This window comes from Chitinophaga filiformis (genome assembly GCF_900102545.1).
GTDB lineage: Bacteria > Bacteroidota > Bacteroidia > Chitinophagales > Chitinophagaceae > Chitinophaga > Chitinophaga filiformis.
The window spans coordinates 329442-344604 of the sequence record NZ_FNBN01000007.1 but is presented as its reverse complement, the minus strand read 5'-3'; the positions used below and the strand labels follow the sequence as shown (position 1 = coordinate 344604).

Annotated in this window: 9 protein-coding genes; 6 read left to right on the top strand and 3 right to left on the bottom strand. The window is 45.4% G+C overall.

The window, feature by feature from the left end; translation table 11 throughout:
• Positions 1 to 329: 329 nt before the first annotated feature.
• Together BLR32_RS25625 and BLR32_RS25620 are read right to left on the bottom strand one after the other, a co-directional pair.
• A complete protein-coding gene (locus tag BLR32_RS25625) occupies positions 330 to 2723 on the bottom strand; it encodes a glycoside hydrolase family 31 protein (protein WP_089835980.1) in 2394 nt (797 codons plus the stop codon).
• A 304-nt stretch (positions 2724 to 3027) separates the two neighbouring features.
• Positions 3028 to 3933, bottom strand: a complete 906-nt coding sequence (locus BLR32_RS25620; RefSeq protein WP_143011588.1) for a WD40/YVTN/BNR-like repeat-containing protein — start codon at positions 3931 to 3933, stop codon at positions 3028 to 3030.
• A gap of 366 nt (positions 3934 to 4299) precedes the next feature.
• Here BLR32_RS25620 and BLR32_RS25615 point away from each other — a divergent pair, with 366 nt between their 5' ends.
• Positions 4300 to 7362, top strand: a complete 3063-nt coding sequence (locus tag BLR32_RS25615) for a sensor histidine kinase (RefSeq protein WP_176842430.1) — start codon at positions 4300 to 4302, stop codon at positions 7360 to 7362.
• A 105-nt stretch (positions 7363 to 7467) separates the two neighbouring features.
• On the top strand, positions 7468 to 8100 hold the full coding sequence (locus tag BLR32_RS25610; protein ID WP_223233347.1) for a response regulator transcription factor: 633 nt from the start codon (positions 7468 to 7470) through the stop codon (positions 8098 to 8100).
• Positions 8101 to 8430: 330 nt separating this feature from the next.
• On the opposite strand, the gene BLR32_RS34140 is transcribed toward BLR32_RS25610, so the two are convergent.
• Positions 8431 to 8586 (bottom strand): hypothetical protein, encoded by a 156-nt coding sequence (locus BLR32_RS34140; RefSeq protein WP_176842429.1) that lies wholly within the window; start codon positions 8584 to 8586, stop codon positions 8431 to 8433.
• Positions 8587 to 9007: 421 nt separating this feature from the next.
• Between BLR32_RS34140 and BLR32_RS25605 the strand changes: the two genes are divergently transcribed.
• The 4 genes from BLR32_RS25605 (at position 9008) to BLR32_RS25590 (ending at position 14931) form a co-directional block, all read left to right on the top strand.
• Positions 9008 to 10912, top strand: coding sequence for a DNA topoisomerase IV subunit B (locus BLR32_RS25605; RefSeq protein ID WP_089835972.1), 1905 nt, complete (start codon positions 9008 to 9010; stop codon positions 10910 to 10912).
• A 47-nt stretch (positions 10913 to 10959) separates the two neighbouring features.
• The gene (locus BLR32_RS25600) at positions 10960 to 11829 is read left to right on the top strand and encodes a DUF1835 domain-containing protein (RefSeq protein ID WP_089835971.1); all 870 of its coding nucleotides are present in this window, start codon (positions 10960 to 10962) and stop codon (positions 11827 to 11829) included.
• A 164-nt stretch (positions 11830 to 11993) separates the two neighbouring features.
• The gene (locus BLR32_RS25595) at positions 11994 to 12392 is read left to right on the top strand and encodes a cupin domain-containing protein (RefSeq protein WP_089835969.1); all 399 of its coding nucleotides are present in this window, start codon (positions 11994 to 11996) and stop codon (positions 12390 to 12392) included.
• A 4-nt stretch (positions 12393 to 12396) separates the two neighbouring features.
• The gene (locus BLR32_RS25590; RefSeq protein WP_089835967.1) at positions 12397 to 14931 is read left to right on the top strand and encodes a DNA gyrase/topoisomerase IV subunit A; all 2535 of its coding nucleotides are present in this window, start codon (positions 12397 to 12399) and stop codon (positions 14929 to 14931) included.
• Positions 14932 to 15163: the final 232 nt, after the last annotated feature.

Sequence of the window (15163 nt, the reverse complement as noted above, 5' to 3'; positions counted from 1 at the left end):
ATTAAGTGGAATATAAAGTGAATGAGATGTTAAGAAATGAAATTATTAATCATCTGGAAATCATTTTGTAACCTGATATTAACAAAACTCATCTGTTCAGCGATTTTTACTCTGTTCATTTTGTTCATTTTGGCTATACGACGCTCATATGCTTTGTGTATCAGTTATAACATGTTAATTTTGGATAACTCTAAAGTTGGCATAGGTTATGAAAAGGCACTAAGATCTCAATCTAATGTGCCCTTTTTTTTTACGTAGGGTTTAAAACTACAAATCCCAAATTCTCTGAAGAATTTGGGATTTATAATCAGCAGTTAATTAGTGCAGTACTACCTGATGATGATATTATCAAATTTCCTGTCCACCACTATATTTACCACATTCCCCACAAAGTTAGCAGCAGTAAGCTTTACAGCCTTTCCATCAAGAATATATTCCTTTGCTTTGAACGGTAAACCATGTACGTGAATATTGTGTCTTCTGTACGCGGCATTATACTGACCGAAATATTTTTTACGTAGTGCGAAGCGATGTTTTTCTGAAGTCTGTTTAAAACGGATATCGTTATACTGACCGTTTTTATATCCGTAATGATCTCCTGCATCTTCATACAGGAAACTGCTTGTTTCCTGTGTGGAATAATATACATGTAAGATCATCTCTTCTGTGTTGCGTTCATCCACGTGCTGGATCTTCGGATAGTTCGGAATTACTGCCCCCGCTTTTACGAAGAGTGGCATTTCATCTAACGGAGTAGCTATCTTGATTACCTGTCCGCCGTTATACAACTGGTCATTCCAGTAATAGTACCACTGTCCTTCCGGCAGGTATATTTCCTTCTCTTTCATACCCTGTTCAGACACATGGCTGATCAGCAGGGAATCTCCCAGCATGAATTCATGTGAACGATCGTAGGTTTGTTTATCGTGCTGTGCAACGAATGCCAGGGGCCGGATCATCGGTGTGCCCCAGCGGCTGTATTGCCAGAAAGTAGTGTAGAGATAAGGAAGCAAATGATAACGGAGTTGAATAAATTTCCTCGCCACACTTTCATATTCTGTTCCGAAGCTCCATGGTTCCTGGTTAAAGCCGGTTTCATTACTGGCCGAGTGTGTACGCATCAGCGGATGGAATACGGCTAATTGTATCCAGCGTACATAGAGTTCGCCATCTGGTTCACCGATAAAACCACCGATATCACTTCCTGCGAAAGAGATGCCTGATACAGAGAGGCGCTGGCATTGGATAGAGGCCAGCCACAGGTGATCCCAGCTGGACACGTTATCGCCTGTCCAGAAGGAGGTCCACCGTTGTGCGCCTGCATAACAGGAGCGGGATATGACGAAGGGCCTGTTAGGCATGAGGTACTTTCTCATACCGGCGGCCGTTGCTTTACTCATCAGGTGTCCGTATACGTTGTGCGCCTTACGGTGACTCACGGCTTCTCCATCATAGTCGTGACGCACGTCTTCCGGGAAGGTGCCCATTTCAAACACGGCAGGTTCGTTCATGTCATTCCATACACCTCTCACGCCTGCGTCTACCAGTTCTTTGAAGAGGCTTGCCCACCATTTACGTACTTCCGGATTGGTATAGTCAGGGAACACACATTTGCCGGGCCATACATCGCCTTCCATCAGTGCGCCGTCCTGTCTTTTACAGAAGTAGTTATTCTGCATGCCCTGTTTATAGATGCTGTATTCAGGATCTACCTTGATACCCGGGTCAATGATCACTACCACTTTGAAACCCTGCGCAGACAGTTCTTTGATCAGTCCTACGGGATCCGGGAATCCTTCCTTGCTCCAGGTAAAACAGCGGAATCCTTCCATGTAATCAATATCGAGGTGGATCACATCACAGGGGATCTGACGTTTACGGAACTCTGTCGCTATTTCTTTTACTCTTTTATCAGGGTAGTAGCTCCAGCGGCATTGCTGGTAGCCTAAGGCCCATAAAGGCGGCAATTCTGCCGTGCCGGTGATGCTGGTATATCCTTCTGCCACTTTCAGCAATTCAGGGCCGTAAATGAAGTAATAATTCATTTCTCCGCCCCTTGCCCAGAAGCTGGTCACATTCTCTCTTTCCTTACCAAAATCGAAGATGGTGCGGAAGGTATTATCGAAGAAGATCCCATATGCTTTCCCGCGGTGCAGACCATAATAGAAAGGGATGTTACGGTACAGGGGATCGGTGTCTTTCTGGAAACCGTAGGCGTCAGTACCGAAGTTCTCCAGGCGTTTACCGTGCAGGTTCAGGTCGGTCGGTTTATCACCCATGCCGAAGAAGTATTCATCTTCCTGGATCTGTTTGCTGCAGTAGACGATCTTGCCGCCTTTCTGCAGATAATATTGCCAGTGAAAGCCGAGTTCGTCCTGATTGATGATAAAGCCATCGATATCGGTGATCGTAAGGCGCATATCATCCCTGGCGATATAAATGCGCAGTGCTTCAGTATATATTTCGAAATTCTCTTCGAATTCGTGTAATCCAAAGTTAACCGGCGATTCTTCCAGCCGGTCGCTGACAGCATAGGAGAAGTCTCTTTGAAAGTTACCGTCAGCTGCGTAACGGAAGCGAACGATCTTATCTGAAATGATTCTGACTTCCAGTATGGTTTCTGATGTATAAAAATAGAAGTAGTTGCCTTCTTTTTTCCATTCTTTAATAATATCCGGATAATGTTTGGCCGAATATTTACCCGATGAGGTTGTTACTTGCATAATTCGCTTTTAAATTTCCCGAATCAACGTTCCGGTGACAACAGCGGTTGTAACAGTTGTAGCACTGCTTTGAACACCTTGATTCCCATTCCCTTTCAGCAACCAAATTAGATAAAAATATTGTTATAAACTGGTTACGATGGATGCTGTTAATTAATCGTTTACTGGTAAAATTAACACATTCGCTAAAATACCAATGTAACATATTCGTGTATACCTTATCTTGAGAATCAATAATGTACTTTTTGTTTTAACCTATTTTTCTCCGGGGGTGCTTTAGCAGCACCCCTTTTATATGCGGGAACTATAATTTATAGGTGTTAAAGCTTGCCAGCTTCTTACTACCAGCCAGCCATACATATCTGCCTTTAAGGGCAAACCCAGCCACATGATATCCTTCTTTACTGATCTTATACCAGTTGAGACCGCCGTCTTCCGAGATATCCGTGCCCGATGTGCCTGTTGCAACGAATGTATTATAACCTACATATTGTACACAGGAGCGGTAACCGCCGGGAGGTGTGATAACGGGCTGCCAGCTGCGGCCGCCATCTTTCGTGATAAGGCAGTTATTGGCAGTGACCGTGTCTTTCGTATAATCGCCGCCAACAGCCACACCATGCTGTTTATCGGCAAAGGCAACAGAGAATGCGCCCGTACCGGCACTGCCGTGTGTGAAGTTCCATTCTACCGGTGTCCATTTTTCCCACCCGCTGATGAAACGGCTGATGTTTCCGCCGGTTACAAAACAGACTTCTCCATCAGGCCTGGTACGTACGCTGGTACCACTGGCTGCGAAGATGGCTTCACCTTCTTTAGCGATTGGCCGCGCATCAACAGGGTCTTCCTGCCAGGTACTACCACCATCCTTTGTACGGATCACCATAAACCTGCCATCGATGGGGTCGCCGATAGCAATACCTTCCTTTGCATTGCGGAAGGCCATGCCGTCAAAGAAGATACCCTTTGTACGATTGGTATATACTTCTTTCCAGGTAGCGCCTCCATCTGTAGTCTGCAGCAAATGGGCCGGTTCTCCTGCATTGAGCAGCAGCGCCCGCTTATCGCTGAAGGCTACCAGCGAACGCCAGTCGCAGGAATCGTAACCCGGTACTGTGATCCAGTCCCAATGGCCGCCGTAATCGGTACTACGGCCAACCTTTCCTTCTGTTCCTGATATCCAGATAACACCGTTATTGAGCACGCTCATACCCCGTATACTTTTAATGGGAGGGGCATCGTGCTGTTGGATGCTATACCCGGACTGAGCCGTTGTATGTAAAAAAAGCAACGGAAAAAACAGGGTCAAAATGAATGTTTTACAGCTTAAAGCCATGATTGTAGGAGGTGAAGTTTTTCCTGGCATATTGTTTTGTGAGTTTTAATGGGACATGTTGCGGGAAGAAAAATACAAAATCATTAGAAAGTGTGCGGTAGATTTATATATTTGCAAGCACTGCGTTATGGTGGACTCAGTATTTTAATAACCTCTATTACTTTAAAAGAATTGCAATCGCGGGCGCAGATGACGAGGACCTTATTATTTTTTTTCCTATGTACCCTATCCGTATCGGTGTTGAGCGCACAGGACAAGCCCTACATTTTCGATTCTTACGGCGTAAATGAGGGTCTATCCCAGAACTCGGTATACGATATACTGGAAGATAACCAGGGGTTTATGTGGATTGCCACGCATGATGGCATCAACAGATTCGATGGATATGGGTTCAATGAATACAGGTTTAGTCCAAGTTTACAGGAACGTGCTGGTCAGGGGAAGGGAAACCTGGTGGTCAGGAACAACAACGGGGGACGTGCATTGATTAACCGCTTTGCCCTGAAAGGGTACAAGGGGTACTCCCTTTACCGTAACCGCCGGCATCATCTGTTACTGACACATAACTACGGTATCAGCCTGTACGATGAGTATAGGAACTCCTTCGAAAGCGTGCTGGAAGATACTACCTATGAGAATAACGGCGAACGCGACAGCGGTATTAAATTCCGGATACTGGGTGAAGATTCCTTACAGCATAATCTCTGGATATGGCGACCCGCCAAAGGGCTATACGTACTCGACGATTCCACCTATGCCAAGAAGAAGGTGATATTATACCCTAAAGCGATGTTACAGAAGGGTATAGCAGCCAGTGCCGTTTACAAAGACGACAATACCATCTGGATGAACTTCGAACCGGGTGAGCTGCTGGCAATGAATACGCAGAATATGCGGTTGACCACTTACTGTCTGCCCGGTATCACCAGCCACGTCGTACTCCGCAATCTGAACAAGGATACCCTGATCATTGCCAGCAAAGGACATCTGATCATTTTCAATAAAAAACTGAATAAGTACAGTGATCTGTCGTTCGACCAGCGCGATCCTAAAGATGCGAACTTCGTTCCTTTATGTCTTGAGCTGGACCTTAACGGCAATATCTGGATAGGAGGCACTGACGGTGTGATGATCTATAACGTGAAACGTAATGAGATCGTAAACCGCATCGTTTCCTTCAACGGTTCTGAAACACGTTCCTGGAATGTCGTGACCTATCTCTACAGGGATGCTGCGGACAATATGTGGGTAGGCACAGATGGCGATGGTATCAAAAAATATTCTCCCAATAAGAAAGTCTTTAACCTGTACCGTTCTCCAGCCACCACACACAATATGGTAAGGGCCGTGTATAAGCATGATGATGGCAAACTCTATGTGGGTCTGCTGAACGACGGATTGGACATTTATGAGAAGGGAGGAAAGTTCATGGAACGTATTCCCGGTGATGAGGGAAAAAGCATATTTCCTGCGAAGAATCTGAATGCCATCTGCAGAGAAGATTTTGAACACCTCTGGTTCCATTTCTCGGATATGCATATTGGTCTTTTCAACGTACACACACGTAAGTTTGAGGACCTGACAAAGTACGTGAAAGCTATTGGTTTACCATCCTTGGAAGATATTTATCCTTTCGTGTTTAAACGTACGAGCGGAGAAGTATATTTCAACTATGGCAGCTATCTGTTGCAGATCGTAAGAGGAGAACGGGGAGGATATAAAGTGGCGATCGTACATGAGTTTCCTGATGAGATACTGACTACGTATTATGAAGATTTCCTGGGAAACAAATATGTAGGTACGAAAGTGGCGGCTTATGTAAAGAAAGTAGGTAGTACAAGCTGGGAGCTCATCACATTACCGCCGGGCACTATCGTAAAATCTATTGCTAAAAGAGCGGGTAAAGAACTGCTGCTGGCAACGTCTAAAGGCTTGTTTGTACTGGACGATAACAACCTGCGTAAGAAGCATTATAATAGCTATGATTATCCGGCATTGATCAATGATTACCTGTATGGTGTACTGCTGGATGACAAGGACAAGATCTGGGTGAGCCATAACAAGGGATTAACGCAGATCAATCCTGCTAATGATGAGATTACGACGTATAACTACGAAGATGGTTTGCAGTCGAATGAGTTCAATACCGGCGCCTTTTTCAAGTCGGTTGATGGTGAACTTTTCTTTGGCGGTATACGTGGTTCCAATGGTTTTTATCCGAAAGATTTCAGGAACAATCCATCAAAGCCGAAAGTGGTGATCATGCGTATGGAAGTGCTGGACAAACCGTATGAATCGGATACGGCGCTGTCACTGCTTCGCAGGATAGAATTACCGTACAATCATAACACCATTGCTATTGAATTCGTGCCGCTGGAATACACTAATCCGCTGAAGAACAAGGTACAGTACAAGCTGGATGGAGCAGACGAGGACTGGGTACAGGCCGGCGCATTCAGGATGGCGCGTTATACGAACCTGCGGCCGGGCACGTATACATTCAATGTACGTGCGTCCAATAACGATGATATCTGGAACTCAACGCCTACCACGCTGGAAATAACGATACGGATACCGTTCTGGCAGTCATTGTGGTTCAGGTTCCTGTTATTGTTACTACTATTGGGAGTAGCATATTATTTTTCAACGTTGTATCTTGACTATAAGATCCGTCATGAAAAGCTTAAACTGGAGAAAGAACAGGCGGTAGACCAGGAGCGGGCAAGGATTTCCAGTGATATGCATGATGACCTTGGATCGGGGCTGTCTACCATCCGCCTGTTGAGTGAGATTGCGAAGCGGAAGATAACGGACACTTCGCAGACGAAGGAGCTGGAACGCATATCGGAAGCGGCTGGTGAGCTGGTGGATAAGATGAGCGAAATCATCTGGGCGATGAATTCCTCGAATGATTCACTGGAGAACCTGATCGCTTACATGCGAAGCTTTGCAGCTGATTTTCTGGAACATGCGCATATTACCCATCAGTTTTATATCCCGGAATCGATCCCCAATATCAAACTAAGTGGTGGTACCAGGCGTAACATCTACCTTGCGGTAAAAGAATCATTACATAATGTGGTAAAACATGCACAGGCCTCCGAGGTAGTAATACAAATAGAGATGCATAAGAATATGACGATTATGATAAAAGACAATGGCAAAGGCTTTGATCAGGAGAAAGTGAGGTTGTTCGGAAATGGTCTGAAAAACATTCAGAAGAGAATGCAGGCGGTTGGGGGCCATGCTGATATTACATCGCATCACGGTACGATAGTTTTGTTAGATATCCCATTAATTTAGTCTAGATTTGTAAATAACATAAGTGCGGTATTACGTTGACCTCTGTCTAAACATAACAACTGATATTAAATGACTGTATACTCGAAAAAGAAATCTCAGGATAACATGGATATTATTTCTGTGGCGATTGTTGAAGACAACCATGATATCCGTACAGCCATGGAATTACTGATCAATGGCTCGGATGGGTATGCTTGTATAGGAGCGTTCAACAATGCGGAGACAGCGGTGGAGCAGATCCCGAATTTGTTACCGAATGTAGTGCTGATGGACTTTAATCTTCCCGGCGGTATGAATGGGATTGAGTGTATTGCCCGTTTAAAGGGAGAATACCCGGATATGCATTTCATGATGTTGACTGTATACGAGGACGACGATAAAATCTTCCAGGCGCTGGAAGCCGGCGCCAGCGGATATATTCTGAAGAAGACACCTCCGAGTGAGTTGTTGGGCGCTATCCGCGACCTGCATGAAGGCGGTTCTCCCATGAGCTCCCAGATAGCGCGCAGGGTGGTGGCTTACTTCCAGAAGCAGGCAAAACCTAATCCGGCATTAGAGGCATTGACTTCAAGGGAGAAAGAGATCCTGGATCAGTTATCGAAGGGTTTCCTTTACAAGGAGATTGCCAGCAATCTGTTTATCAGCATTGAAACTGTACGCAGGCACGTACACAATATCTACGAGAAGCTGCACGTGAGAAGCCGGACTGACGCAGTGAATAAATATTATAACAGGTAATTTTTGGTTCCCCGGAGCTAACGGAGGCAACAAACATGTAGCCTGTCTATAGCGTGGCTAAATGATGTTCACAGGTATTCAATTAAATCCATAATCGGCTAACTTATAACTTATTGCATAGAAAAGGGCGCAAAGACTGTCTTTTGCGCCCTTTTTAATTTTACTGGATAATGAGTAGTTTACTTTTGTTCATTGCTTGTCCCCAGTTTCCCCAGTGCTTTGCGCATAAAATGTATGGCAAGTGCTATTGAGGCAATCAGTAAACAGGCCAACTTAAATAAGAGACCGGCTTTCATAGGAAAATGTCTTATTAATAATGACGAAATATTGTTACCTCATCATTTGCCAGGAATTAAATCTTTCCAGCAATCTGATGAATTTGTTGCTTAAGCGGTTCATAGAGCTTTGCTCCTTTTTAACCAGGTAAGTAACGAGGAGTGCAATGGTAAGCACCAATAACGAGGTGATAAAGAATGTAGTTTTCATGGCTAGGACATAGGTTTGGTTTCAAAAAGACGATGTTGTAAATATAAAATATTTAATTATATAAATCGTCATTTCTGAGTAACTTTTGTGAATAAATTTTTTAGCCCTTTTGTACAATATCTGAAGAAATTATATTTGTTTTATCGTGGTGAACCGGAAAGCCCTGCCAGAAGTGAAGCCGCTTTTTGGCGCCGCCCTCAAATAATTGTTATTCATTTATTTAAGCATAGTGTATAACTAATACTTGGGATGATACGCTGAAACCTTTATTTTTGCCAGCAACCGGATTTTGCTAAAAGTTTTAGTAAATTTGCCTTCCGGCCAAAATGCCCCATTTGACTGATAGTGAGGAACCTGGCATAAATGGTGCATGGAAAGCCATGGGCATTGTAACAAAGTAAATTGGAATTTCTATATAATTATGGCTACTACGGATAAGAAAGATCTCCTGGGCTCCTATACCGAAGATTCGATACGGTCACTAGACTGGCGTGAGCACATCCGCCTTCGTCCGGGAATGTACATTGGTAAGTTAGGGGATGGTTCCAGCATGGACGATGGTATCTACATTCTGTTAAAGGAGGTAGCTGACAACTGTATTGACGAACATACCATGGGGTTCGGCAAGCAGATCGACATCAAGGTAACTGAGCATAGTGTTACCGTCCGTGATTATGGGCGTGGTATTCCACTGGGAAAAGTGGTGGATGTGGTGAGTAAGATCAATACCGGGGCCAAGTATGACAGCAAAGCTTTCCAGAAATCCGTGGGTTTGAACGGTGTGGGTACCAAGGCAGTGAACGCGTTGTCTAGCTATTTCAAGGTAGAATCAGTGCGCGAAGGCCGCTCTAAAGTAGCAGAATTCGAACGTGGCGTGCTCACAAAAGAACATAAGGAAACCGCCACCAAGGAGCCAAATGGTACCCTGGTGACTTTCACCCCTGATGATACAGTTTTCCGTAACTATAGGTTCATCCCTGAGTTCCTGGAAAACCAGATCTGGAACTATTGCTTCCTGAACGCCGGATTGACTATTAACTTCAACGGCACTAAATACGTCTCCAAAAATGGTTTGCTGGACCTGCTGCAGCGTAAAACCAATGAAGACGAACTGCGTTATCCCATCATCCACCTGAAAGCGGAAGATATAGAAGTGGCGATCACCCATGAGAATCAATATGGTGAGGAGTACTATTCCTTCGTGAATGGTCAGCACACCACTCAGGGCGGTACCCACCTGGCAGCCTTCCGTGAGGCATTTGTAAAGACCATCCGCGATTTCTATAAAAAGGACTATGATGCTACGGATATCCGTGCTTCTATCTGTGCCGCTATCTCAGTAAGGGTACAGGAGCCGGTATTCGAGTCCCAGACAAAGACCAAACTGGGCTCCCTCACCGTATATGAGAACGGTCCGTCAATGAAGGCGTTTGTACTGGACTTCCTGTCCAAACACCTGGATGACTTCCTGCATAAGAATCCAACCACTGCGGAATCCTTAAAGAAACGTATTGAGCAGAGTGAGCGTGAGCGTAAGGAGCTGGCGGGTATCAAGAAGCTGGCGAATGAAAGAGCGAAGAAAGCGAACCTGCACAACCGTAAGTTGCGCGACTGCCGTTTCCACCTGAACGAAGAGGTGAGCGGTAAGGATAAAAATGACCTGGAAACCAAACGTTTGAATACGACGATCTTCATTACGGAAGGTGACTCTGCGAGCGGTTCCATTACCAAGTCCCGTAACGTGGAAACCCAGGCAGTATTCAGTCTGAGAGGTAAACCGCTGAACTGTTTTGGTCTGACCAAAAAGATCGTATACGAAAACGAAGAATTCAACCTGCTGCAACACGCATTGAATATAGAGGAAGGCCTGGAAGGGCTGCGTTATAACAGAATTGTGATAGCTACCGATGCCGACGTGGACGGTATGCACATCCGCCTGTTACTGCTGACCTTCTTCCTGCAGTTCTTCCCCGACCTGGTAAAGAACGGTCACCTGTATATCCTGGAAACACCGTTGTTCCGCGTACGTAACAAACAGCAGACCTTCTATTGCTACAGTGATGAGGAAAGGCAGAAGGCTATCAAAAAGCTGGGTGGCAAGCCTGAAATTACCCGCTTTAAAGGTCTGGGTGAGATCTCTCCACAGGAATTTGGAGCGTTCATCAACGAAGATATGAGGGTGGAACCTGTGATCCTGTCGACAGACACACATATCCAGAAGCTGCTGGAATATTATATGGGTAAGAATACACAGACAAGACAGGAGTTCATTATCAGCAACCTGCGTTATGAGAAGGACCTGGTAGACGAACCGGCGGGGGAATAAACGACAGGTATTAAATCAGCTAAATCAGCATTATTTTAAAAAGATCAATGGCACTGTTACATATCGTTTTTGGTGAATCATCTGCCACAGCACTGAGTGGTGCTTTTGAGCTGGATGAGCAGCTGAAAGGAGACATTATTTATTTTGAAGATGACCTCTCGGTAGGTCCTCTTTTTATCCTTGACACCAAAGATGGTCAGGCTGCCCGCAAACAATGGTGGATGCAGCTGGCCGGCATACAGCCGCAACCTGTAGCTGAAGGAGCTGAAGCCCAGGCAGCAGCGCCAGGCGCCGTTACTGCCCCTGTTGTGGAAGAGGAAGCCGGCGACCAGGAGAAATTCCGGCAGCTGAAAGCCCTGCTGAAATCTGAACCGGAGCAGCAGGTATACTTATGGGCCGGACAGAACGCAAGGGATGTATGCGGATATTACTGGCTGATTAGCCAACTGTACGACTTTGCAGGGCGTATTCATATTATTTATCTCAATAACCTTCCCTTCCTCAACGAAAAGGGAAGCGTATTTTATCCTACCCACCTGCATCAGATCCTGGCAAAAGAATTCCTGAAAGCAAAGAAACTGGCAAGGCCTGTTTCCCTGGCAGAATTTGAAATAGACGGCGATGAATGGAGCAGGATGATGAACGAGAATGCCGGTGTGCGTTTACTGGAAGGCGGTAAAAAGATAAAAGGAGAACCTGCGGTCTTCTATGATAAGGAACTGGTGCAGCAAAGCACTGCAGAATTCCAGAAAGCATCGAAAGTTGTGGGGCTGGTGACCGGTAAACTGAAATATCCTGTGATGGACCAGTTCCTGGGATGGCGGCTGAAAGAACTGATCAAACAGGGGAAGCTGGAAAGCAAGGGAGAGCTGAAAACGATTAAGGATTTTGAAGTGAAACTGCTACCGGCGGAATAAGTGGGAATGCCAATGAAGGATCGGAACTTTGAAAAGAAGCAACTACCTGCAAGTAAGCAGGAATAATGCTACACGATAAAAGATCCTGAAGGGCAACCATCGCCGGGATAAGCGTGAGTGGGTAAGAATAAACAGGAAAGGTAACAACCGTTAATGATAGACACATGATAAAAGTAACGCCTGTACAGCTGGTGGGAGAAGATGAAAGAGGCAGCAACTACGAGTGGAATACCGACCGTAGCGGCGATTTCATCCTGTGTTACCGGAAGGCTGGCAGTAGCAGCGGACAGCATTATCATGAGGGAAAAGCGGATTACAAGAATCCGGAGGTACTGTACCTGGTAAGTGGTAAAGCAGCAATGGACTGGTGCCCACTGGACGGGAATAAGATTGAAAGAGTGGAGATGGAAGCACCGGCAAGAATAGAGGTGCCGGTCAAAGTGTGGCATCAGCTGATAGCCCTGACTGACTGCTGCTTTATAGAACTGAACTCCATGGCTGATGTACGGAAAGATTCCGTACGTATCTGGAGAGATGAATTTGAAAAGATGATCAATAAATAAGATTATGAGCGACATCGATAATACACAACCGACAGACGAATCATTGCATAACATCCTCCACCTGGGGGGCATGTATGAGAACTGGTTCCTGGATTACGCCTCTTACGTGATCCTGGAGCGTGCGGTACCCAGCGTGGAAGACGGTTTAAAGCCCGTACAACGCCGTATCCTGCACGCTATGAAGGAAATGGACGACGGCCGTTTTAATAAAGTGGCCAACGTCATCGGTTCTACCATGCAGTACCATCCGCATGGAGACGCCTCTATCGGGGATGCGATTGTTAACCTTGGACAAAAAGACCTCCTGATCGATACCCAGGGTAACTGGGGCGACGTGCGTACTGGCGATGATGCCGCGGCTGCACGTTATATTGAGGCCCGCCTGTCCAAATTTGCACTGGATGTAGCATTCAATCCCAAGACTACCCAATGGCAGCTGAGTTATGATGGCCGTAAGAACGAGCCATTGTCCCTGCCCATGAAGTTCCCGCTGCTGCTGGCACAGGGAGCGGAAGGTATTGCTGTAGGCTTGTCTACCAAAATATTACCACACAACTTTGTAGAACTGCTGGAAGCTTCCATCAAATTCCTGAGAGGAAAGAAGTTTGAACTGTATCCTGACTTCCCGACCGGAGGTATGATAGACATTGCCAACTATAATGACGGTAAACGTGGTGGTAAGGTACGCGTACGTGCGCATATTGAAGAGAAGGACAAGAAGACCCTGCTCATCAAAGACGTACCGTACGGCGTTACGACAACCGCCCTGATGGAGTCTATCGTAAAAGCGAATGATAACGGCAAGATCAAGGTCAAAAAAGTGGTGGACAACACCGCTAAAGACGTGGAAATAGAAGTGCAGCTGGCGCCGGGTATCTCTCCGGATATTACCATCGATGCCCTGTACGCTTTCACTGATTGTGAGATCTCTATTTCACCGAATGCCTGTGTGATCATCGACGATAAACCACGCTTCCTGACAGTAAGTGAGCTGCTGAAGTACTCTGTGGACTTTACGCAGGAATTGCTGAAGCGGGAGCTGGAAATAAGACTGCAGGAACTGCAGGATAAATGGCACTATACCTCCCTGGAAAAGATCTTCTTTGAAAAGGGGATCTATAAGGAGCTGGAGCAGAAGCACAAAGACTGGGAAGCTGTAATAGTAGCCATCGACAAAGGATTTGCTCCTTATAAGAAAAATCTGAAGAGAGAGATCACCCGTGAAGATATCCTCAAGCTGACAGAAAAGCCGGTACGCCGCATCTACAGGCTGGATATCAATGAATTGAATGAGCAGATCAAAGCGATTGAGGCTGACATGAAACAGGTGAAACATGACCTGGCTAACCTGGTGGATTTCACTGTTACCTATTACGAAGGACTGCTGAAGAAATACGGTAAAGGTCGTGAGCGAATTACCGAGATCAAGACTTTCGATACCATCCAGATACAGCAGGTGGCAATGGCCAATACCAAGATCTATGTGAACAGGGCAGAGGGTTTCATTGGTACATCACTGAAGAAGGATGAATTTGTAGCAGATTGTTCTGATCTGGATAATATCATTGTTTTCCGCAGGGATGGTAAGATGGTTGTTACCAAAGTAGCAGATAAGGTCTTCGTAGGTAAAGACATTATTCATATTGACGTATTCAGAAAGAATGATGAACGTACTACCTATAACATGATCTACGTGGATGGTAAGAGCGGTATGAGTTATGCCAAACGCTTCAATGTAACAGGTATTACGCGCGATAAGGAATATGATCTGACCATCAAGGGAGAAAAGAACTCCAAGGTGCACTATTTCTCCGCTAATCCAAACGGTGAGGCAGAAGTGGTAAGCATCCGCCTGAGTCCTAACTGTGCGGCAAGGAATAAGGAGTTTGACCTGTACTTCGAGACCATCGCCATCAAGGGACGTAACTCTCAGGGTAACCAGGTAACGAAATATCCGATCCGCAGTGTGAAGTTCAAGGAGAAAGGTGTATCTACCCTGTCGGGACAGAAGATCTGGTATGATACAGAAGTCGGTCGTCTGAATACAGAGGAAAGGGGTGTTTATATCGGATCATTTGAAGGAGAGGACAAGATCTTCGTTGCCTTTAAGAACGGTACTTACGAGCTGACCAACTTTGAGCTTACTAACCGTTATGATCCGAATGAGCTTGTTTATATTGAGAAATTCAATCCTGAAAAGATCGTTTCTGCTATCTATTTTGATGCAGACAAGAAACAGTTCAATGCCAAACGTTTCAAGGTTGAAACACAAACACTGAACAACAAGTTTTCGTTCATCAAAGAAGGCGCAGGTAATTACCTCGAGATGGTCACCACACATGCAGAACCTGTAGTACTGCTGAAGACAGGCAAGAAACGGAATCCGGATGAGGAGGAAGTAGACCTGGCTGAGTTTGTGGAAGTGACCAGTTACAGAACGGTAGGTACCCGTATTGCCGGGGAAGAACTGATCAGCGCCGAACTGGCTTCTGAAGAGGAAGAACCAGATGGGGATGGTGTTCAGGGAGAATTGTTCTGATAATATTTTATCAATCTATAGCAAAGGGGTGTATCAAGTCTGATGCATCCCTTTTTATTTGAGCACCTGATGGGCTCAGGCAGCCTTTTAAGCGATTCTCAGCGCCTATTTTACTTTTTACTTTTTAGTTTTCCTCTTTTATTTGGTACCTGATGAGGGCCGTCACCATTTAAACGCTTCCCGGTGCCTTCATGTATTTTTGGTGCATCGTTCTTCAAATTTATTAGGATTA

Coding starts and splice junctions, on each gene's coding strand:
- BLR32_RS25625 (WP_089835980.1), bottom strand. CDS start 2,723: ATGCAAGTAACAACCTCATCGGGTAAATATTCGGCCAAACATTATCCG.
- BLR32_RS25620 (WP_143011588.1), bottom strand. CDS start 3,933: ATGAGCGTGCTCAATAACGGTGTTATCTGGATATCAGGAACAGAAGGA.
- BLR32_RS25610 (WP_223233347.1), top strand. CDS start 7,468: ATGGATATTATTTCTGTGGCGATTGTTGAAGACAACCATGATATCCGT.
- BLR32_RS34140 (WP_176842429.1), bottom strand. CDS start 8,586: ATGAAAACTACATTCTTTATCACCTCGTTATTGGTGCTTACCATTGCA.
- BLR32_RS25605 (WP_089835972.1), top strand. CDS start 9,008: ATGGCTACTACGGATAAGAAAGATCTCCTGGGCTCCTATACCGAAGAT.
- BLR32_RS25600 (WP_089835971.1), top strand. CDS start 10,960: ATGGCACTGTTACATATCGTTTTTGGTGAATCATCTGCCACAGCACTG.
- BLR32_RS25595 (WP_089835969.1), top strand. CDS start 11,994: ATGATAAAAGTAACGCCTGTACAGCTGGTGGGAGAAGATGAAAGAGGC.
- BLR32_RS25590 (WP_089835967.1), top strand. CDS start 12,397: ATGAGCGACATCGATAATACACAACCGACAGACGAATCATTGCATAAC.